Source organism: Corallococcus sp. Z5C101001 (assembly GCF_007352635.1).
Classification (GTDB): domain Bacteria; phylum Myxococcota; class Myxococcia; order Myxococcales; family Myxococcaceae; genus Corallococcus; species Corallococcus silvisoli.
Map to the genome: position 1 here is coordinate 454,732 of NZ_VKLU01000004.1, position 19,999 is coordinate 474,730.

Below are 19,999 nucleotides of genomic sequence, written 5' to 3' on the forward strand. Positions count from 1 at the left end.
GGCGCGCTACCGCGACAGCTTCGCCTGGAGCGAGGCCTTGTTCGGGTAGTCCGGCGCGTCCTGGGTCATCTTCTCCCAGAGGGCCTTCGCGCCCTTCGCGTCGCCCTTGGCGAGGAGCGTGTCGCCCAGCGTCTCCACCGCGCCCGCGTCCGACTGGAGCGCCACGCTCCACACGCGCGCGCCCATGGGGCGGCCCAGGCCCACCAGCGCCCAGGCCATGCCCGCCTTCGCGCGGCCGTTCTCCGGCTGGAAGGGCACCACGCGGGTGTAGTTGGCCAGGGCCTCCTGGTAGCGGCCGTGGGCCAGGTGCTCCTCGCCCTCGTCCACCAGCTTCGCGAGCCCCGCCTCCAGCTCCGGCGTGCGCTCCGTGTTCTTCACCGCGTCCACCATCTCCGGCGTCAGCGGGCGCGGCGCGTCCGGCGGCAGCGCGGCGGCCTGCGCGGGGGACTGGGACAGGCGCACCTGGCGATCCGCGGCGCGCGACGCGAGCCACTTCTTGCGGCCGCCCGCCTTCAGCGTCTCCTCGATGCGCTGGCTCAGCTCGCGGGCCATGGGCGCGCGCTGGGATTCGGGGTTCGCGGTCACCAGCGCGTCGAAGCCCTCGCGCGCGGACTTGAGGGCCTGGAGGTTCTCCCCCTGCGTCTCGAAGAGCAGCGAGGAGTGCCCGTACAGGGCCTCCTCCTGGCGGGGGTCCACCTCCAGCGCGCGCGCGTACGCCTTGAGCGCGTTGGCGCTGTCGCCCTGGAGGTACAGCGCGTTGCCGCGCACCACGTCCACCTCCAGCGCGGGGGCCAGGGCGGCGCGCGCGCAGGCGGCGGCGCCCGCGGTGTCGCCGGCCTTCGCGCGGGCCTGCGCCACGGCCTCCATCGCGTCCAGCGCCTGGCCCGGCGTGAAGCCGCAGTTCGCGGCCTCCGCGGTGGCGACGGGCGTCTTGCCCAGCTTCTTCCTCGAAGCGAGGAACAGCGCGCGCACGCCGTCCGACTTGGCCTGCGCCTGGCCCAGGTACGCCAGCGCCTCCGCGTTGCGGCCGTTCGCGTAGTAGAGCTTGCCCAGCGACAGGGCGATCTCGAAGGTCTTCTCCCGCTCGCGCAGCCCCTCCGACGAGTCGAGCTGCATCATCAGCTCCTCGGCGGACGGCGGCAGCCGGTTGCCGTCCACCGCCGGGTGGCCCTGGGGCAGCGCGCCGTTCGCGCCCGCGCCCATCGTGGGCGACGCCTGGGTGCCCGCGGGAATCGTGGGGTGGCCCGCCGGCAGCGCGCCGTTCGCGGCCGCGCCCGTCGTGGGCGACGCCTGGGTGCCGGGCGGAATCGTGGGGTGGCCGGGAGGCAGGGGGGTGGGCTCGGCCGCGAGCAGCGCGGCCGTGGCCAGGACGAGGGACAGGCTCATAGTTCGTGGACGGGGAAACGGGCGCCCATGTCGGGCCAGTACAGGGCCTCGCGCTTGCGGACGTCCTGGGGGGCGAGCTTCGCGAGCAACTCCTGCACCGTCACGCCCAGCACCGGGTGCCGGGCCTGGGGGGCCAGCTCCGACAGGGGCTCCAGCGCGAAGCGGCGCTTGTGCAGTTCCAGGTGGGGCACCTGGAGGTTCGCGTCCGCGACGACGGAGTGGTCCTCCTCGTCCCACAGGAGGATGTCCAGGTCGATGGTGCGCGGGCCCCAGCGCTGGAGCCGGTGGCGGCCCAGGTCCTGTTCGATGCGCTGGAGGATGCACAGCAGGCGCTGCGGCGTCAGGTCGCACTCCAGCGCCACCACGGCGTTGAGGAAGCGCGGCTGCGCGGGGCCCACCGGGGCGGTGTCATACAGGGACGAGCAGCCACTCACCGACACCGCGTCGATGCAGGACATCGCGGAGAGGGCGGCCACGAGGTGGGACTCTCGGTCGCCCTCGTTGGAACCCAGACCTACATAGACGGTCGCGCTCAAGGCTCCATCTCAACCGGATTCACCAGGGTTCCGATTCCCTCCAGCTCCACCTCCACCGTGTCCCCCGCCACCAGCACGCCCACGCCCGAAGGCGTGCCCGTGCTCACCAGGTCGCCCGGCAGCAGCGTCATGATGTGGGAGATGAAGGACACCAGGCGGGCGGGGCTGAACACCATGTCGGACGTCCGGCCATCCTGACGCACCTGCCCGTTCACCCGGCACACCACCCGCAGGTCCGCCGGGGACAGGCCGGTGACGGCCCAGGGGCCCGCGCAGGCGAAGGTGTCGTAGCCCTTGGCGCGGGTGTGCTGGATCTCCTTGCGCTGGATGTCGCGCGCGGTGACGTCGTTGAAGGCGGTGAGGCCCCAGATGGCGCGCGCGGCGGTGGCCTCGTCGGCGTTCTTCAGGCGCTCACCGATGACGAGCGCCAGCTCCGCCTCGTGGTGCACCTCCTGGCTCGCCTTCGGGATGCGGATGGGCGCCCCGGGGCCGTTGAGGGCGGTGGAGGGCTTGGTGAAGAGGAGCGGCTCGGTGGGGATGGGCTTGCCCATCTCCTCCGCGTGCTTGCGGTAGTTCTGGCCGATGCAGACGACCTTCGACGCGTCCGAGGGCGTGAGCAGGGTCAGCCCCTGGAGCGACCGGCGCAGGCCCGTCTCCTTGCCCCCGGCCCACGGCGCGGCGGTGAGCACCACCACCTCGTTGCCGTCGACGCGGCCGTAGCTGGCGCGGCCCTCGACCTGGAAGCGGCAGTAACGGGCGGTCATGTCTTCCCCTGGAGGCCGAGCACGTCGGCCATGTCATAGAGTCCCGGCGCGCGGCCCGCCACCCACCGCGCGGCCCTCAGCGCGCCTTGCGCGAATTGATCACGATTCGTCGCGCGATGGGTGAGCTCGATGCGCTCGCCCTCGCCGAAGAAGTAGACGGTGTGCTCGCCCACCACGTCCCCGCCGCGCAGCGCCTGCACGCCAATCTCCCCCGGCGGCCGGGCGCCCGTCTGCCCCTCGCGCGCGAAGGTGAGGTCGTCGCGCGTGCGGCCCAGCGCGTCCATCAGCACCTCCGCCAGCTTGAGCGCGGTGCCGCTGGGCGCGTCCTTCTTCATGCGGTGGTGCGCCTCCAGCACCTCCACGTCGAACGAGGGCCCCAGCACGCGCGCCAGCTCCGCGGCCATGCGGATGACCAGGTTCACGCCCACGGACATGTTGGGCGCCGCGACGATGGGCACCGTGCGCGCGTGCGCCTGGAGCCGGGCCAGGCCTTCTTGCGTGAAGCCCGTGGTGCCCACCACCAGCGCCACGCCGCGCTCCGCGCACCGCCGCGCGTGTTCGAGCGTGGCCTCCGGGCCGGTGAAGTCCACGACGACGTCCGCCTTCGCGCCGTCCAGCGCGCGGCCCAGGTCGTCCACCGCCAGCACGTCCAGCGGCGCGCCCAGCCGGGCCACGAGCCCCGCGTCCTGCCCCGCCAGCGCGCTGCCCGGGCGCACCGTCGCGCCCACCACCGACAGGTCGCTCGCCGCCCGCGCCAGGCGCAGCAGCGTGCCGCCCATGCGGCCGGAGATACCGGTGATGACGGTGCGGGTCATGGCGTGCGGTCCCTTCAGGCCTTCAACAGTCCCAGGCCCGCCAGTTCGTCCTTCAGCTTCGCGGCGTTCGCGTCACCCAGGGGCACCAGCGGCAGCCGCAGCTCCGGGCCGAACATCCCCATCAGGTGCAGCGCCCACTTCACCGGGATGGGGTTGGACTCCACGAAGAGCAGCCGGTGCAGCGCGTTCATCCGCACCTGGAGGCCGCGCGCCTTCGCGATGTCGTGGCTGCGCGCCGCCGCCACCAGGTCCGCCATCATCCGGGGCGCGACGTTGGAGGACACGGAGATGACGCCCTTGCCGCCGCACGCGATGAAGGGCAGCACCGTGAAGTCGTCGCCGGACAGGAGCGTCAGCCGGTCGCCGCACTTCTCCACCAGGTCCACCGCGCGGATGAGGTTGCCCGTGGCCTCCTTCAGCGCCACGACCTCCGGGATGTCGCACAGGCGCAGCGCCGTCTCCGGCAGGAGGTCCACGCCCGTGCGGCCCGGCACGTTGTAGGCGATGAGCGGGAAGCCCGGGTTCGCCTTCGCGATGGCGCGGAAGTGCTCCACCAGCCCCGCCTGCGTGGGCTTGTTGTAGTAGGGCGTGACGATGAGCGCGCCGTCCGCGCCCACCTCGCGCGCGCGGCGCACGGAGTCGACGGTCTCCTTCGTGCTGTTGCTGCCCGCGCCCGCCACCACCGGCACGCGGCCCTTCACCTCGTCCACCACCACGGCGATGGCCCGAGCGCGCTCGTCGGCGTCCAGGGTGACCGCCTCGCCGGTGGTCCCCATGGGCAGCAGCACGTCCGTGCCGCCTTCGAGCTGGTAGCGCACCAGGGCCCGGAAGGCCCCCTCGTCCAGCACCCCTTCGCGGAACGGGGTGGCCAGCGCCGTCATGGAGCCTTCGAAGGTCTTCATGCCGGCGCTTATACGTTCAGGCCCGCTCGCCGCGCCAGAGGTCCTCGACGCGCTCGCGCTCCCGTACGACACGCCAGGCCGCTCCATCCACCAGCACCTCCGCCGGCCGGGGCCGCGAGTTGTAGGTGGAAGCCATGCTCATCCCGTAAGCCCCGGCGCTCATGAAGGCGTACAGGTCGCCCTGGCGGGGCAGCACCAGGGGGCGAGCCCTCGCGAGCACGTCGGTGGACTCGCACACCGGCCCCACGACATCCACCTCCACGTCCCGGCCGCGGCGCTTCACCACCGGCTGGAGCGCGTGGTGGGCTTCGTAGAGCGCCGGGCGCAGCAGGTCGTTCATGCCCGCGTCCACCACCACGAAGGTGCGCGCCTCGGTGGGCTTGCGGTACAGCACGCGGGTGAGCAGCACGCCCGCGTTGCCCACGAGCGAACGCCCCGGCTCCAGGAGCAGCGTGGCCCCGGTGCGCGCCACCGCGCCCAGCACGGTGCGCGCGTACTCCCCGGCGCTGGGCGGCGTCTCGTCCGAATAGGTGATGCCCAGCCCGCCGCCCACGTCCAGGTACTCCAGCGCGTGGCCCTTCGCCTTGAGCGTGACGTAGAGGTCCGCCACCTTGGTGAGCGCGGCCTTGACGGGCGCGGTGCGCGTGAGCTGCGAGCCGATGTGGCAGTCCAGCCCCAGCGCCTTCAGCCCCTTCCACTTCTTCGCCTTCGCGTAGAGGGCGACCGCCTCCTCGAAGGGCACGCCGAACTTGGACGTCTTCAGGCCGGTGGCGATGTAGCGGTGCGTGCGCGCGTCCACGTCCGGGTTCACGCGCAGCGCGAAGGGCGCGGGCTTCCCCAACCGGCGGCCCACCGCGTCCAGCGCCTCCAGCTCCTCCGCGCTCTCCACGTTGAAGAGCAGCAGCCCCTGGGACAGCGCCTGGGCCATCTCGTCCGGCGTCTTGCCCACGCCCGCGAACACCGTCTTCGCCGGGGCGCCGCCCGCCTGCTTCACGCGCGCCAGCTCGCCGCCGGACACGATGTCGAAGCCGCTGCCCAGCCCCGCGAAGAGGCGGAGGATGGCCAGGTTGGAGTTGGCCTTCACCGAATAGCAGACGAGGTGCGGGTGGCCCTGGAACGCCTCCGTCACCTCGCGGAAGCGCTCCGCGAGGGCGGCGGTGGCGTAGACATACGTGGGCGTGCCCACCGCGTCCGCGATGGCGGACAGGGGCACCTCCTCCGCGTGCAGCAGCCCCTTCCGGTAGGCGAAGGCGCTCACTGCGGCAGCTCGGGTTCCGTCGTGGACGGCGGCACCGTGGGGCCGGAGGGCTCCACGGGTCCGTGCGGCGGCTCCTGCGGGGGCACCGTCTCCGGCGTGGCCGGAGGCGCCGGCGTGGCCGCGGGCGCGGGACGGGGGGCGCGGGGGCTGCCCTTGATGCCGCACGCCACCAGCAGGAACGTCAGGCCGGTGGCGGCCCCCAGCCGCAGGAGGGTGGAGCGCATGGCTAGAACCGGATGGCCAGCATGCCGCGGATGGCGTGCGCGGTGCTGAGCTGCTGACCGATCTGCCCCACGTCCTTCAGGCCGTCGAGCGGGAAGAGGATGCCGTAGTCGATGCCCGCCACGAAGCCGTCCTCCGTGATGTAGCGCGCGCCGACGTCCGCCTCCAGCCCCAGGGCCTTGTTGACGGAGGACGGCGTGGACTGCGCGTAGAACGCCTGCGAGTAGATGACGCTCCCGTAGACGTCGAAGCCCTCCGCGATGGAGTACTTGAGGCCCGGCTTCACGTAGAACGCATCCGTGACGCCATTCAGGATGGAGCGCCACAGGATGAGGTCCACGCGGTAGTCGCGGTTGAAGCGGAAGTTGCGGATGGCGTTGTCGCTGCAGCCGCCGGCGTCGCAGCTGTACTGGCGGCCCTCCAGGTCGCCCGGGGCGGTGTTGCCGTCCGTGCCGGAGCCCTGGCGGCCCGGGTAGTTGCCGAAGCCCGGCGCCTTGTCACCGGAGGCGAAGCCCACCTCCACGCCCAGGTGCAGCTTGTTCTCGATGACGTGGAACTCCGACTGGAGCACGCCGCCGAACTGCGCGATGCGCAGCGACTGGCTGGTGGGGTCCTGGGCCGTCAGCGCGCGCCCACCGATGGTGCCCAGCTGCGCGGCGAACTCCGCCTCGATGCGGAACTTCTTCTCCGCGTACTTGAACCACAGGTCCGGGATGTACAGCGTGGCGCCGCGCGGCACGAACGTGGGCGCGGTGGTGACGACCGGGATGGGCGGGTTGGCGGCGTCGAACGGGGTGCCCGTCTCCGTCAGGGTCGCGTAGCGCTGCGTGCGGTAGGTGAAGTACAGGCCGTAGTTGAGGACGCCCTGGTTGTTGTCCAGCTTGGCCTGCTGCTGCTGCTCGGTGTCGCGCCGCGCGATGGCCAGCACCAGGCTGTGGCTGTCGTCGGACTGGGTCAGGTCGATGGGCTCGCCCAGGGAGGCGGCCTTCTCCGTGGAGAGCCCCTCCGAGTTGAAGTCCAGCATCGGCGTGATGTACCAGCCGGGGAAGGGCTCCGTGACGAACTGGATGCGGTCCACCGTGTCGCCGTAGTCGCAGTCCAGGCAGTTGCCGTCGTTGCGCAGCATGCCCAGGCCCCAGTGGCTGCCCATGCGGCCGAAGCGCAGGATGCCCACGGGCGTCGTCACCTCGCCGTACGCGCGCCGCACGTGCACGGAGTCCTTGAAGGCGTTGACGGCGGAGTCCGACGGGGTCTGGTTCTCCGAGAAGAGCGTGAAGTTGTTGCGCCCGTCCCCGCTGTAGGCGCTGTCCGGGTTGGAGCCCAGGAGGATGTTGTCCAGCGCGTCCACCTGCGCCTTGATGCGCACGTCCTCGGAGACGTTGAAGGACGGATCCAGGCGGAAGCGCATGTTGGCGCCCGCCTGGGTCTTCTCGGAGGCGGAGCGCGGCGAGCGCGTCCAGAACTGGCGGCCCAGCGGCGTGCCGGCGGGGAGCGCGGGCTTGCCCAGGTCGAACTTGTAGAAGAGCGTGGGGCGCACGCGCAGGTAGCCGTCGAGCGTGAACAGCTCCAGCTTGCGCTTCTCCTCCGTCCACTCCTCCTGCCAGTCGTTGTTGGCCACGGCCTGGGTCGCCGTCTGGGCGCGGATGTCCTCGCGCAGCTCCTGCCGCGTGGCCTCCAGGCGCTGCTCCAGCTCCTCGCGGCTGATGCCCCCTTCAGGGTTGGAGACGGCGGGGGGCGCGGGGGAAGGCGATTCGGCGGAGGCCGACTCGTGGGGTGCCGCGGCGGGCGTGCCACCATCGGGCACCGGCGTCTGCGCGGTGGCCGTGGACGAGGCGACGAGCAGCGCCGCCAGCAGGACATGAGGCATGGTCAACGGTCTCCGGGGCCGCGACATGACGCGGCCGGGTGTAAAGGGCGGGCGATTCAAGCCATGCCCCCCAGGGGTGTCAACGTCTACGGGAACGAGGCTTCTCACGGGTAACGGAGGGGGCCTTGCCCTTGGGCGCCCCCGAGGGCCGGGCGCCAACACGCGGGAGCGGCTGGCATTTCGGACAGAAATGCGTGGTGCGCCCACCCTGGGTGAAGGACTCCACGGGGGTTCCACACTTCGAGCACGGCCCCTTCGCCCGCCCGTACACGCGGAAGCGGTTCACGGAGCCCGCTTCCTCCAGGTAGGTGATGTCCTCGCCCTCCTGCTCCTGGAAGGCGAAGTCGAAGGCGGCGTGGATGGCCTGGGCCAGGCGCTTCCAGTCGTCGGGCGTGAGGGTGCCGGGCTTGCGGGCCGGGTGGAGCCCCGCGCGGAAGAGCGCCTCCGCGGCGTGGATGTTGCCCAGGCCCGCGACGCGGCCCTGGTCCATCAGCGCCACCTTCAGGTCCTGCTTGGAGTCCCCCACCGCCTCCTGGAGTTGGGGGCCGGTGAGGCCCTCCGTCAGGGGGTCGCGGCCCAGGGCCTTCACCGAGGGCAGCGCCCACAAGTCCTCGGCGGGCACGGGCTCCATCCGGCCGAAGAGGCGCGGATCACTGAAGTGGACCACGTGCCCGTCATCCAGGAAGAAGCGGGCGCGGCTGTGGGGGACGGGCTCGCCCTGCGCGCGGCGGACGAACTTGCCCGTCATGCCCAGGTGGGCCATCAGGCCGTGCCCCCCCTCCAGGGTGATGAGCAGGTACTTTCCCTTGCGCTCCAGGGCCTCCACCCGGCCGGTGAGCCGGGTGAAGCGGGCGAGCTCCGCGCCCCGGAAGACGCGCGTGGCGTCCGCCTCCGCCCGCACGATGCGGCGGCCCTTGAACCAGCGTTCCAGGTTGCGCCGGGCGATCTCCACTTCGGGTAGCTCAGGCATCCGCCCGGGCACATAGCACCTGCCCGCCGCGCGCGCATGTCCCGGGTCCAGGCGAGCAGGAGGTCCGCCTTCCAACGGAGCAAGGCGCCCCGGGAAGGTGCTTGCCCGGGCGTGGGGGGCGCGGCTACGACGGGCCGGACACGCCTCCACCTCAGAGAAGGGACGACTCGCCCATGCAACGGATGGTCACCGCACTGCTGACCCTCACCCTGGCCTCCAGCCTCACCACGGGCTGCGCGAAGCAGCGCGTGGGCGCGGAGAAGGCGCTCGCGCAGGTCTTCATCTCCGACGAGCAGGAGAACCAGCTCGGCCTCCAGGTGAAGCAGGAGCTGGAGACGAAGGAGAACATCAAGTACGTGGAGGACCCGCAGGTGCTGGAGTACGTCCGGGGCATCTCCGCGCCCATCCTCGCGCAGGCGAACAAGGACCGCTCCGGGGTGAAGTGGAAGGTCAACGTCATCAACGACCCGAAGACGGTCAACGCCTTCGCCACGCCGGGCGGCTTCCTCTACGTCTACACGGGCCTGCTGCTGGCGGCGGACACCGAGGCGGAGCTGGCGGGCGTCATGGCGCACGAGGCGGGCCACGTGGTGGGCCGGCACTCCGCGCGCGCGATGATCAACGCCTACGGCCTGCAGGCCATCACCCAGGTGGCGCTGGGCCAGAACCCCGGCACCGCGGCGCAGATCGCCGCGCAGCTGGCCGGCGGCGGACTGCAGCTGGCGCACGGGCGCAGCGAGGAGACGGAGGCGGACGAGTACGGCGCGAGGTACGCCGCCGCCGCGGGCTTCGACCCGCGCGGGCTCATCACCTTCTTCGAGAAGCTGGAGAAGCAGCAGGGCGCCCAGCCCGCCGCGCTCAAGTGGCTCTCCACGCACCCCACGAACAAGGACCGCATCGCGCACCTGCAGAAGCTCATCGCGCAGGAAGGCCTCAAGGGGAACCGGAACGCCCCGGGCGGGCTGCCGGCCATCCAGGCGAAGCTGCCCAAGTAGACCGCCGACGCTCCGGGCCCCGCCCTCAGTGCGCGGGCGGGGGCTCGCTCCCGTCCGTGCGCGGGCCGGGGGGCTCCGGGTCCTGGCCCTCCGCCACGCGGCGCCCGCGCCAGAAGAGGGCCCGCCGCGTCTTCCGGGCGCTGCTGGCGCTCTTGGCCGCGCCGGGCGTCTTGAGGGGCGCCTCCAGGGGCGCGGGCTGGCCGAAGTCTCGCGCGCCCTTGGCCTTCCCCTGCGCGGAGGCGTGCTCGAGGATGGCGTTGAGCTCCCCTCCGAGGATGAAGATGAGCCCGGAGAGGTAGAGCCACAGGAGCAGCACCACCACGCCTCCGATGGAGCCGTAGGTGACGTCGTACTTGCCGAAGTGGTCCACGTACTGGGTGAAGCCCCAGGTGCTGCCCATCCACGCCAGCGTGCCCGCCACGGAGCCCGGGGTGATGTACTTGAAGCGCTGCCTCACGTCCGGCAGCAGGTAGTAGCAGAGCGACAGCATCAGCATCACCAGCGCCGCGGTGAAGGGCCAGCGCAGCCAGGACCAGACGAGGTGGAACTCGTCGATGAGCGCCAGCTTGTCCGCGACCCACGCCCCCAAGCGTCCCCCCAGCAGCAGGACGGCGAAGGACAGGGGAATCACCAGGCTGCCCGCCAGCGTCACCAGCAGCGCCAGCCCCTGCGTCTTCCAGAAGGGCCGGGACTCCGACACGTCGTAGGCCAGGTTGAGCGCCTTGCGCAGGGCGTCCACGCCGCGCGAGGCGGACCACAGCGCCACGAGCAGACCCAGGGTGAGCAGCTTGGGGCGCGTCTCCGCGACGAGCGACGTGAGGTGCTGGCTCACCAGCCCCAGCGCGTCGCCGGGGATCAGCGGGCGGAGGCGGTCGAGCATCGCGTCCACCGCGCCGGGCGCGAACGGCAGGTACGCCACCAGCGTGACGAGGAAGAACAGGAAGGGGAACAGGGAGAAGATGAAGTAGTACGACAGCTGCGCCGCCACGTCGGTGACGGTGTCCTCTTCAATCTCCTTCCAGAAGCGCCGCGCGAACTCCCTCCACGTCAGGTACTTGAGCCGTGGCAGCCCCATGTGACGCCCCCTCCGGGTCTGTTGGGGAGGCAATGTGGGAACGGACCGGGCGTTCGGCAGCAGGCGGCCGGGCGGGCGCTCGGCCCCGAAGGGGCCGGGTGTTCAGCGCTAGACGAGCCCGGAGGGCAGGTAGCGGCCCAGCAGGGGGCGCAGGCGGCTCCTCACCTCCGCGGGGATGCGGGTGCGGTCGGTGAAGATGGCCATCGCGAGCGCGCTGTCACAGCGGCAGGCGGCGGGGGTGGCGGCGATGCGGGGCAGCGCGCGGCGCAGGAGCGCGGCGCCGTGGGCGGTGACGGCGTCCAGCCGCTGGGTGAACTGCGACAGGAGCGCCTCGGGCTCCTGGCCCACGGGCCGCGGGCGCCACGAGTCGTGGTCGGTGGGCAGCGCGACGAGGGCGTAGTGCAGCTCCGCTTCGCGCGCGAGCCGCGCCTCCGGCATGGCGGTGAGGCCCACCATGTCCCCGCCCCACGTGCGGTACAGCTGGCTCTCCGCCTGGGTGCTGAGGGAGGGGCCTTCGATGCACACGTAGGTGCCGGTGGGGTGCACCACGGTGTCGCTTCGCTGGGCGGCGTCGTTGAGGGTCTGGAGCAGGGTCGCGCAGAAGGGCTGGGCCAGCTCCACGTGCACGGCGACGTCGTCGTAGAACGTGCAGGGGCGGCGGTAGGTCCGGTCGATGACCTGATCCGGCAGGGCCAGGTGGAGCGGCTGGAGGGGTTCGCGCAGGCTGCCCACCGTGCCGGTGGCGACGACGTGGGTGACGCCCAGCGTCTTCAAGGCGAAGAGGTTGGCCCGGTAGGGGGCGCGGGTGGCGTTGTGGACGTGGCCCTGGCCGTGGCGGAAGACGAAGACGGCGGGGACGCCCTCCAGCTCCGTGGCGACCAGCGGGGTGCTGTGGGGCCCGAAGGGCGTCTCCACGGAGAGGTGTTCGCCCCGGCCCTGGAGTCCCAGTGCCTGGTAGAGGGCGTGGCCCCCGATGATGCCCACCTTGACCGCCGGCATGCGTCTCCCCTCGCCCGGTCGCCGGGCGCGGGCCTGACGATATCGCGGGGGGCTCGCCCAGGAAGCGCGGAAGACTGGTAGCTTTCACATTTGCCATGCGTCTTCTTCCGCGCCTCGTCGCCCTCGCCTTCCTCTTCGGCACCCCTGCCCTGGCCGGCCCCGTCCCGCCGGGCTGCGAGGAGGACGCCGCCGCGTGCAAGGAGGACTGCACCATCGAGTACGGCGGCAACGGCAGCGTCATCCGCAAGCTGACCCGCTGTTTCGATGACTGCTCGAACAAGCGCACCCAGTGCGCCCGGCAGTTCAACGCGGTGAACAACCGGGCCCCGGACGCGCCAGAGGCCGCCGCCGAGCGCCGCCCCGGCAAGACGGAAGCGGCCAAGCTGCGCGAAATCGAGGAGAAGGACCGCCGCCGCGAGGACGACCCGTTCGGCGACGAAGAGAACAAGCCGGTGCGCGGGCGCCCCGTGCGCGACGCCTACGACGACCCGCCCCCCGAGCAGCTGGAGCGCAAGGGCTACCGCGCGTCGGACGCGGAGACGGAGCGCAAGTCCGCGAAGGGCAACCCCCGTCAGACGGCGGCGGTGCCGGCCCGCGCGACGGAGCCCGCCCCCGCGCGCACGCCGCCCCCGCCATCACCCGCCGTGGCGCCCGAGCCCGAGCGCTCCGAGTCCCCCGACATCGAAGCCTTCGCCGAGCCGCCGCCGCGAGCCCCCCCCCCGCCGCGAGCGGAGCCGCCCGCGCCGAAGCCAGCGCCCAAGCCCGTGGTGGCCGAGCCCGCGCAGCCGAGCCGCCCCAGCGCCACGGAGGATGAAGACCTGCCTCCGCCGCCCCCGCCAGTGGCGAAGAAGGAACCGGCCCGCCCCGCCCCGCCGCCCCGCCCCACCCCACCGCCGGAGCCCAAGAAGGACATCTCCGACTGGGACCCGAACGGCGACTGACGACAGGCCGCGCGAGGCGTGACGCTCGCGCCCGGATGGCGCCGCCTGGAGGCGCCGTCCACTCATGCGCCGGGACACGCCCGCGCGGGTGCGCGCTCGGTCCGCGCGCTCACGCTCCTCATCCAGGATGCGCCGCCAGAGCGAGCAGGGCGACACGCAGACGTCGCCGCGCTCCTGTCCGTCGTTGCACTCTCGATGGAGCCCCCCATCCCCGTCGGCGCGGTGAGCAGCCACGGGCGGGCCTCGACCTTCAGCAGGTCCTCTCCGGAGCGCGGGATGGGCGCGAGCGTGCGGCCCCGTCCCTTCGCGGGTCAACGCCTCAGCGCGCGGGCACCACCACCGGCGAGGGCTTCATCGGCGCGGTCTGCGTCAGCCGCACGCCCACCAGCACCAACGCGCCGCCCAGCGCGAGCTCCCAGTGCAGCGCTTCGTCCAGGAAGAGCCACGCCACCAGCGCCGTCACCGCCGGCTGGAGGTTGGAGAAGATGGCCACGCGCGACGCGGGCACCTTCGACAGCGCGTAGGACCAGAGCAGGTACGCCACCACCGACGTCATCAGGCCCAGGTACACGATGGAGCCCTTCGCCGCCGCGCTCGCCGCCCACACCTGCCCGGGCTCGAGCACGAACGGGATGAGCGGCAGCTGGAGCAGCGTGGCCACCGTCATCGTCCACGCCGTCGCCCGCAGCGGCCCGTGCTCGGTCGCCAGGGGCCGCCCCTCCGTCGTGTAGACGACCCACGCCACCACCGCCGCCAGGATGAGCAGGTCGCCTTCGAGCGTGCCGCGCGCGCTCGCGAGCCCCCGCCCCAACAGCAGCACCACCACGCCCATGAGCGCGGTGAGGATGCCCGCCGTCGTCCTCGACGACGCCCGCTCCCGCCCCAGCACCAGGCTGGCCACGTACACGCCCAGCGGCGTGAGCGCGTAGAAGAGCGCCGCGTGCGACGCCGTGGAGCGCGAGAGGCCGGAGAAGAACAGCGTCTGGTTCACCGGCCCGCCCATCAACCCCAGCAGCGCCACGCGCTTCCAGGCGCCGCGCGGCGGCACCCGGGGCCCCGGAATCAGCGCGAGCAGCGCCACGAACGCGGCGCCACACACCAGGAAGCGCCACAGCACCACCGTGAACGGCGACAGCTCCGTCATCGCCCGCTTGGCGGCCAGGTACGTGCCCGAGCTGATCAGCACCTGCGCCCCCAGCGCCGCGTACACCCGCCCGAGCGGCGGCGTCACGCTGGCCGGTGTCACGACTCCATCTGGAGAAGCGCCCATCGTGCGGCGCTGCGTACCAGTTCGCTGCCGTCGTCGCTGAGTTTTTCGAGCAACGGCCGGGCGTGCGCCTGCCGTGCGACCCCCAGTGCATACACCGCGTTGCGCCTCAAGCCATCGTACCGCGCGCGGGCCAGCGCCGTGCCGGGAATCAGCTCCTGGTACTGCTCGGGGGTCAGCGCCGCCAGCTCCAGCGTGCCCAGCGACGCCACGGCGCGGGGCGTGAAGCGCGCGTCCTCCGCGAACACCGGCTTGCGGTTGAGCGGGCACACCTGCTGGCAGATGTCGCAGCCGAAGATGAGGTTGTCGAACTTCCACCGGAACGCCTCCGGCACCTCGCGCTCGCGGTTCTCGATGGTCTGGTACGACAGGCACGCGCGCGCATCCACCTGCCGGTGGCCCACCAGCGCGCCCGTGGGACAGGCCATGAGGCAGCGCCGGCAGGAGCCACAGCGGTCCGCCACCGGCCCCTCCGCGTACGCGTCCACCTCCGCGTCCAGGATGAGCGTGGCCAGCAGCACCCAGGAGCCGTGCGTCGGCGTGATGAGGCACCCGTTCTTGCCCACGTAGCCCAGGCCCCCGCGCGCGGCCCAGACCTTCTCCATCATGGGCCCGCTGTCCACGCCGCCATAGGAGCCCAGCCCCGGGTACCAGGCATTGAGCGTCTTGCGGAACGCCTTCATCCGGTCGCGCAGCGTGGAGTGGTAGTCGCGGCCCCGCGCGTACCGGGCGATGGGCGAGCCCTGCGACGGCGCGTCGTCCCGCCAGTAGTTGTTCGCGAACGACAGCACCGTGCGCGCGCCCGGCAGGAGCACCGACACGTCGAGCCGCTCCTCCGCGCGCGACCCCATCCAGTCCATGTCCGCGTCGTAGCCGGCCTCCAGCCACGACAGCAGCGACGACGGGGGGATGGGCTCCGCGCGCGCGAAGCCGATGAGGTCGAAGCCCACCTGCTGGGCGAGTTCCCGGAGCCGGGCGGTGGGGAGCTGGGTGGAGAACACGGCTACTTCGAGGGCTTCTCGGGGATCCACTTCACGTCCGGCAGGCCGGCGCGGAAGTTCACCAACCGTGCGACGACGAAGAGCAGGTCCGACAGGCGGTTCAGGTACATGGCCACCGAGGGCGGCGCCTTGTCTTCACGCAGGAGCGTCACCACCCGGCGCTCGGCGCGGCGGCACACCGTGCGCGACAGGTGCAGGGCCGCCGCCGCGGGCGCGCCGCCCGGGAGGATGAAGTGCGTCATCTTCGGCAGCTCCTCCTCGTACCGGTCGATGTGACGCTCCATCTCCTCCACCCACTCCGGCCGCAGCTCCGGGATGTGGGCCGCGGCCTTGGTGTGCGGCGGCGTGGCCAGCACCGCACCCACCGTGAAGAGCTGGTCCTGGATGCGCTGGAGGAAGTGCTCCAGGTCCGCGGGCAGCGGGAAGGTCCGGGCCAGCCCCAGCGTGGCGTTGAGCTCGTCCACCTCGCCGTACGCGTCCACCAGCAGGTCGTCCTTGGCCACGCGACCGCCGCCAAAGAGGCCCGTCTCTCCCGCATCGCCGGTCTTCGTATAGATCTTCATGTCAGCCTCTCTCGCGATGCGACGGGTGCGACGCCCGGCACGGAACAATCGATTGTCGGAAGCTTGCCCGGGCTGGGGCGCGAAACTACACAAAAGGGCATGCAGCCATACCTGAGTCTGATGGAGCACGTCCTGGAACATGGGACGCGCAAGGGCGACCGGACCGGCACCGGCACGTTGAGCCTCTTCGGCCACCAGCTCCGCTTCGACCTCGCCCAGGGCTTCCCGCTGGTGACGACGAAGAAGCTCCACGTGAAGTCCATCCTCCATGAGCTCCTGTGGATGCTCCGGGGGGACTCGAACGTGCGCTCGCTCCAGGAGGTGGGCGTCAGCATCTGGGACGAGTGGGCCCGCGAGGACGGCTCCCTGGGCCCGGTCTACGGCCACCAGTGGCGCTCCTGGAACACGCCGGACGGCGGCCACGTGGACCAGATGCGGCAGCTGGTGGAGGGGCTCAAGAAGAACCCGGACTCGCGCCGCCACCTGGTGAGCGCGTGGAACGTGGCGGACCTGCCGGACATGAAGCTGCCGCCCTGCCACGTGATGTTCCAGTTCTACGTGGCCGACGGGCGCCTCTCCTGTCAGCTGTACCAGCGCAGCGCGGACATCTTCCTGGGGCTGCCCTTCAACATCGCGTCGTACGCGCTGCTCACGATGATGGTGGCGCAGGCCACCGGCCTCGTCGCGCACGAGTTCATCCACACGCTGGGCGACGCGCACCTGTACCTGAACCACGTGGAGCAGGCGCGCGAGCAGCTCCAGCGCGCCCCCCGCCCCCTGCCGCGCATGCGCCTGAACCCGGACGTGAAGGACCTGTTCGCCTTCCGCTACGAGGACTTCACGCTGGAGGGCTACGACCCGCACCCCGCCATCAAGGCGCCCGTGGCCGTATGAGCCCCCGCGTCTGCGCCATCGCGGCCCTGGCGGCGAACGGCACCATCGGCCAGGGCAACGCCCTGCCCTGGCGCCTGCCGCAGGACCTGGCGCGCTTCAAGCGCCTGACGATGGGCCACACCCTGCTCATGGGCCGCAAGACCTACGACTCCATCGGGCGGCCCCTGCCCGGCCGCGCCACCGTGGTCCTCACCCGCCAGCGCGACTGGGCCGCCCCGCCCGGCGTCCAGGTGGTCCACTCCGTGGACGAGGCGCTGGCCCGGGCGAAGGACGACCGCGAGGTCTTCATCGCCGGCGGCGCGGACCTCTACGCCCAGACCCAGGGCCTGTGGCAGCGGCTCTACCTCACCCGCATCGCGCGCGACGTCCCGGGCGACGCCTTCTTCCCCCCCATGGACCTGTCCCCGTGGAGGCTGGTGGAGGAGGAAGCCCACCCGGAGGGCGACCTGCCCTTCACCTTCCTCACCTACGAGCGTCAGGGCTAGCCCTTATTCCGGGTGATGATGGAAACCCGTAACTTGCCTGCTCCTTTCACCAAGGAGCGCGCATGCGTCGTCGTCTGATTCGCGGTCTGGGGCTGTTCGCGGTGCTGGGTCTCACGGCCTGTGGTGGCGCCGTCGAGGATGGCACGGGCGCGGAGCCCAAGGCCCAGGAGCAGCAGCTGCGGCAGTGCCCGGAGAGCGGCGTGTGCGGCGCCGGCGAGGTCTGCTACTACGGCCCGGGCGGCCCCTGTTATCCCTGCAAGACCTTCCCCCAGTACTGCAGCGGCGGCCCTGCCTAGCCGCCGGAAGTGTTGAGCTTTCAGGCCCCCTTCGTCCGGTGAAGGGGGCATCCCATTCTGAATTTGATTCTCAGAATTGAACGCCCCAGGGGTGGTTGGTAGAAGGCGGACGTGAATCGCGCCGCCTCCATCACGTTGTGCCTGCTGCTCTCGCTGTCCTCCTCCGTCCGGGCTGAAACGCCCACATCCGACGAAGGGCGCACCTGGCACCGGTTGGTGGGCATCCTCCAGTACCTCCAGGCGGACTACCCGGCGGCGGTGGCGTCGCGCTCCGAGTTCGAGCTGACGGAGCAGAAGAGCTTCGCGGCGGAGGCGCTGGAGGCGGCGAAGGACCTGGGCCCGTCGGCGGCCACGTTCGTGCCGCGGGTGGAGGCCATCCAGGCGCGCGTGGACCAGGCCGCGGATCCCGAAGGCGTGAGCCGCGACTGCGGGGAGCTGGTGGAGAACCTGGTGCTGGCGGGAGGCCTGGCGCGCAGCCCGCGCCTCGCGCCGGACCTGGAGCATGGCGCGAAGCTGTTCCAGGCGAACTGCGCCGCCTGCCATGGCGCGGACGGCAAGGCGGAGGTGTCCATCGCGGCCAACATGGAGCCCAGGCCGGCGAACTTCCAGGACCCGGAGCTGATGGCGGACGGCCTGACGCCCTACAAGGCGTTCAACACCACCAGCTTCGGCGTGCCGGGCACCGCGATGCCGGCCTACCCCACGCTCTCCGAGGATGACCGCTGGTCGCTGGCCTTCTTCGTCTTCACGCTGCGCCAGCCGCCGTGCCCGGGCGAGCCGCCCAACGCGTCGCTGGAGCGGCTGGCCACCTCCACGGACGCGGAGCTCGCGAAGGCGTACGGCGCGGACAAGGTCGCGTGCCTGCGCCGGCACATGCCGGACGCGGACGAGGAGAAGGTGCTCCTGAGCGCGCGGGCGGCGGTGGGACACGCGCTGCGCCTGGGCGCGGATGGCGACTACGCGGCCGCGAAGACGGCGCTGCTGGATGCGTACCTCAACGGCCTGGAGCCGGTGGAGCCCAAGCTGCGCGGGCGCGACCCGGACCTGACCCAGAAGCTGGAGAAGGCCTTCCTCCAGGCGCGGCTCGCCGCCGAGCACAAGAGCCCCCAGTTGCAGGACGAGGGGCGCGAGCTGTTGTCGCTGTTGGATCAGGCGCGCAAGTCCACCGGCAGCACGACCGACCTGCTGTCCGTGATGTGGCTGACGCTGCTCATCCTGCTGCGCGAGGGCTTCGAGGCGACCATCATCGTCACGGCGCTGCTGGCGGCGCTCAAGAAGATGAAGGCCATGGACCAGGTGCGCGTGGTGCACGCGGGCTGGATGTCCGCCATCGTCGTCGGCGCGCTGGCGTACATCGTGGGCCGGAAGCTGCTGGCGGGCGCGCAGCGGGAGTGGATGGAGGGCCTCACCGCGCTCGTCGCCGTGGCCATGCTGCTCTACGCCGCGCTGTGGCTCAACGCGCGCGCCAACGTGAGCCACTTCATGGGGGAGCTGCGCCAGCGCATGCAGGGCGCGCTGGGCCGGGGCAGCATGTTCGGCCTGTTCGCCATCGCGTTCACGTCGGTGCTGCGCGAGAGCTTCGAGACGGCCATCTTCCTCCAGGGGCTCGCGGTGGACTCGGCCGCGGGCGTGGCCTGGGGCGTGGTGGCGGGCATCGTGACGCTGGCGGTGCTGGTGCTCTTCATCAACCGCATGGGCTACCGCCTGCCCATGAAGACGCTGTTCAACATCTCCACCGGGGTGCTGGTGGTGACGGCGGTGATGCTGCTGGGCAAGGGCCTGCACTCGCTGCAGGAGGTGGGCGCGCTGCCGCTCATGCCCGTGCGCTTCATCTACGTGGACATGCTGGGCCTGTACCCGGACGCGCTGTCGTTGGTGCCGCAGGCGTTGCTGGCCGCGGCGCCGCTGCTCTACCGCGCCCTGCGCCGCCGTCCGCGCGTGGAGACGCCGGCGTCCGGGGGTGGGGCGACGCAGCCGCCGCCCTTGCGGTAGCGTGGGACGTGGTGAAGCACACACGTCTGTTCCCACTCCTCGCCCTGCTGCTCGTGTCGGGTCTCGCCTCCGCCCAGGAGGCCCCCGCGGAGCCAGGACCGGCCACGGCCCCGGCCGGCAGCCTCACGCCGCCGCCCCTGGTGGGCGCGCCGGACGAGGACGTGCCCCCTCCGCCCGGGAGTGAAGGGACCTCCGCGGGCGCCCGCCCCTCCGTCACCGCCGGAGCCCTGCCCGGCGCGAAGGCCGCGCCCGCCAAGGACCCGGTGCCGCGCGTGGGGATGGAGGTGCTGGGCGGCGCGGCGGGAGGCGTGGTGGGCGCCACGGTGCTGGGGTCCTTCGGGTACCTGCTGGGCTCCGGGACGGTGGGGTGTGACGAGTGCCTGGTGATGGCCGCCGCGGGGGCCGCCGCGGGGGCCCTCATCGGCATCCCGGTGGGCACGTACGCCGGCGGGCGGTTCATGGGCGGGAGCGGCCGGCTGGGCGCCACGGTGGCCGGGAGCATGGTGGGCTGGGGCGCGATGCTGCTGACCCTCACGCTGGTGAACAGCGGCTCCTCCGACGTGCCCGCGCCCGTCAACGCCGCGCTCTTCATCCTCCCGGTGGTGGGGGCCAGCGCGGGCTTCGAGCTGTCCCACGGAAACGCCCTGAAGCAGGAGGCGGAGGCGCCCGCGCCGACGACCAGCGTGCGCCTGCTGCCCGTGGCCACCTACAGCGCGCAGGGCCCGCGCCTGGCGTTGATGGGCAGCTTCTAGGACGCCCGCCCTGGCGCCC

At 72.1% G+C, this 19,999-nt stretch carries 21 protein-coding genes; 7 read left to right on the forward strand and 14 right to left on the reverse strand.

The window, feature by feature from the left end:
- Positions 1-6: 6 nt before the first annotated feature.
- The 9 genes from FOF48_RS10370 to mutM all read right to left on the reverse strand — a co-directional run bounded on the left by FOF48_RS10370 (position 7) and on the right by mutM (position 8,720).
- The gene (locus tag FOF48_RS10370) at positions 7-1,386 is read right to left on the reverse strand and encodes a lipopolysaccharide assembly protein LapB (protein WP_143900444.1); all 1,380 of its coding nucleotides are present in this window, start codon (positions 1,384-1,386) and stop codon (positions 7-9) included.
- Positions 1,383-1,922 carry a 2-amino-4-hydroxy-6-hydroxymethyldihydropteridine diphosphokinase gene (folK, locus tag FOF48_RS10375; RefSeq protein ID WP_143900446.1) on the reverse strand — a complete coding sequence of 180 codons (540 nt, stop codon included), beginning with the start codon at positions 1,920-1,922 and terminating at the stop codon, positions 1,383-1,385. The genes FOF48_RS10370 and folK overlap by 4 nt, the downstream gene beginning before the upstream one ends.
- A complete protein-coding gene (locus tag FOF48_RS10380) occupies positions 1,919-2,686 on the reverse strand; it encodes a fumarylacetoacetate hydrolase family protein (RefSeq protein WP_143900448.1) in 768 nt (255 codons plus the stop codon). The genes folK and FOF48_RS10380 overlap by 4 nt, the downstream gene beginning before the upstream one ends.
- Positions 2,683-3,501 carry a 4-hydroxy-tetrahydrodipicolinate reductase gene (gene dapB, locus FOF48_RS10385; RefSeq protein ID WP_143900450.1) on the reverse strand — a complete coding sequence of 273 codons (819 nt, stop codon included), beginning with the start codon at positions 3,499-3,501 and terminating at the stop codon, positions 2,683-2,685. Before dapB ends, FOF48_RS10380 begins: the two co-directional genes overlap by 4 nt.
- A gap of 14 nt (positions 3,502-3,515) precedes the next feature.
- Positions 3,516-4,403, reverse strand: a complete 888-nt coding sequence (dapA, locus tag FOF48_RS10390; RefSeq protein WP_143900452.1) for a 4-hydroxy-tetrahydrodipicolinate synthase — start codon at positions 4,401-4,403, stop codon at positions 3,516-3,518.
- Positions 4,404-4,419: 16 nt separating this feature from the next.
- Positions 4,420-5,661, reverse strand: a complete 1,242-nt coding sequence (lysA, locus tag FOF48_RS10395) for a diaminopimelate decarboxylase (protein WP_143900454.1) — start codon at positions 5,659-5,661, stop codon at positions 4,420-4,422.
- Positions 5,658-5,885: a hypothetical protein gene (locus FOF48_RS10400; protein WP_143900456.1), complete on the reverse strand. Its 228-nt coding sequence runs from the start codon at positions 5,883-5,885 to the stop codon at positions 5,658-5,660. The genes lysA and FOF48_RS10400 overlap by 4 nt, the downstream gene beginning before the upstream one ends.
- A 2-nt stretch (positions 5,886-5,887) precedes the next feature.
- Positions 5,888-7,750: a TIGR04551 family protein gene (locus tag FOF48_RS10405; RefSeq protein ID WP_235685749.1), complete on the reverse strand. Its 1,863-nt coding sequence runs from the start codon at positions 7,748-7,750 to the stop codon at positions 5,888-5,890.
- Between the two features lie 79 nt (positions 7,751-7,829).
- Complete coding sequence (gene mutM, locus FOF48_RS10410) at positions 7,830-8,720, reverse strand: bifunctional DNA-formamidopyrimidine glycosylase/DNA-(apurinic or apyrimidinic site) lyase (RefSeq protein ID WP_143900460.1); 891 nt, start codon at positions 8,718-8,720, stop codon at positions 7,830-7,832.
- A gap of 173 nt (positions 8,721-8,893) precedes the next feature.
- Between mutM and FOF48_RS10415 the strand changes: the two genes are divergently transcribed.
- Positions 8,894-9,715: a M48 family metallopeptidase gene (locus FOF48_RS10415; protein ID WP_143900462.1), complete on the forward strand. Its 822-nt coding sequence runs from the start codon at positions 8,894-8,896 to the stop codon at positions 9,713-9,715.
- A gap of 25 nt (positions 9,716-9,740) precedes the next feature.
- Here FOF48_RS10415 and FOF48_RS10420 read toward each other — a convergent pair whose 3' ends face one another.
- Positions 9,741-10,790 carry a YihY/virulence factor BrkB family protein gene (locus FOF48_RS10420; protein ID WP_143900464.1) on the reverse strand — a complete coding sequence of 350 codons (1,050 nt, stop codon included), beginning with the start codon at positions 10,788-10,790 and terminating at the stop codon, positions 9,741-9,743.
- Positions 10,791-10,898: 108 nt separating this feature from the next.
- Positions 10,899-11,789 (reverse strand): MTAP family purine nucleoside phosphorylase, encoded by an 891-nt coding sequence (locus FOF48_RS10425; protein WP_143900466.1) that lies wholly within the window; start codon positions 11,787-11,789, stop codon positions 10,899-10,901.
- 95 nt (positions 11,790-11,884) lie between these two features.
- On the opposite strand from FOF48_RS10425, the gene FOF48_RS10430 reads away from it, so the two are divergent.
- Positions 11,885-12,730 (forward strand): hypothetical protein, encoded by an 846-nt coding sequence (locus FOF48_RS10430; protein WP_143900468.1) that lies wholly within the window; start codon positions 11,885-11,887, stop codon positions 12,728-12,730.
- Between the two features lie 319 nt (positions 12,731-13,049).
- Here the strand turns inward: FOF48_RS10430 and FOF48_RS10435 are convergent, their stop codons facing one another.
- The 3 genes from FOF48_RS10435 to FOF48_RS10445 are packed head-to-tail and all read right to left on the reverse strand — an operon-like array spanning position 13,050 to position 15,561.
- Positions 13,050-14,000 carry a DMT family transporter gene (locus tag FOF48_RS10435; RefSeq protein WP_143900470.1) on the reverse strand — a complete coding sequence of 317 codons (951 nt, stop codon included), beginning with the start codon at positions 13,998-14,000 and terminating at the stop codon, positions 13,050-13,052.
- Positions 13,973-14,998, reverse strand: coding sequence for a tRNA epoxyqueuosine(34) reductase QueG (gene queG / locus FOF48_RS10440; protein WP_143900472.1), 1,026 nt, complete (start codon positions 14,996-14,998; stop codon positions 13,973-13,975). Before queG ends, FOF48_RS10435 begins: the two co-directional genes overlap by 28 nt.
- 2 nt (positions 14,999-15,000) lie before the next feature.
- Positions 15,001-15,561, reverse strand: a complete 561-nt coding sequence (locus FOF48_RS10445; protein ID WP_143900474.1) for a cob(I)yrinic acid a,c-diamide adenosyltransferase — start codon at positions 15,559-15,561, stop codon at positions 15,001-15,003.
- Positions 15,562-15,660: 99 nt separating this feature from the next.
- Here FOF48_RS10445 and FOF48_RS10450 point away from each other — a divergent pair, with 99 nt between their 5' ends.
- The 5 genes from FOF48_RS10450 (at position 15,661) to FOF48_RS10470 (ending at position 19,980) form a co-directional block, all read left to right on the forward strand.
- Positions 15,661-16,455: a thymidylate synthase gene (locus FOF48_RS10450; protein WP_143900476.1), complete on the forward strand. Its 795-nt coding sequence runs from the start codon at positions 15,661-15,663 to the stop codon at positions 16,453-16,455.
- On the forward strand, positions 16,452-16,940 hold the full coding sequence (locus FOF48_RS10455; protein WP_143900478.1) for a dihydrofolate reductase: 489 nt from the start codon (positions 16,452-16,454) through the stop codon (positions 16,938-16,940). The genes FOF48_RS10450 and FOF48_RS10455 overlap by 4 nt, the downstream gene beginning before the upstream one ends.
- A gap of 62 nt (positions 16,941-17,002) precedes the next feature.
- On the forward strand, positions 17,003-17,236 hold the full coding sequence (locus FOF48_RS10460) for a hypothetical protein (RefSeq protein ID WP_143900480.1): 234 nt from the start codon (positions 17,003-17,005) through the stop codon (positions 17,234-17,236).
- Positions 17,237-17,347: 111 nt separating this feature from the next.
- Positions 17,348-19,228, forward strand: coding sequence for an FTR1 family protein (locus FOF48_RS10465; protein WP_143900482.1), 1,881 nt, complete (start codon positions 17,348-17,350; stop codon positions 19,226-19,228).
- An 11-nt stretch (positions 19,229-19,239) separates the two neighbouring features.
- Entirely contained in the window at positions 19,240-19,980 is a 741-nt protein-coding gene (locus FOF48_RS10470; RefSeq protein ID WP_143900484.1) for a GlsB/YeaQ/YmgE family stress response membrane protein, read from the forward strand.
- Positions 19,981-19,999 lie beyond the last annotated feature (19 nt).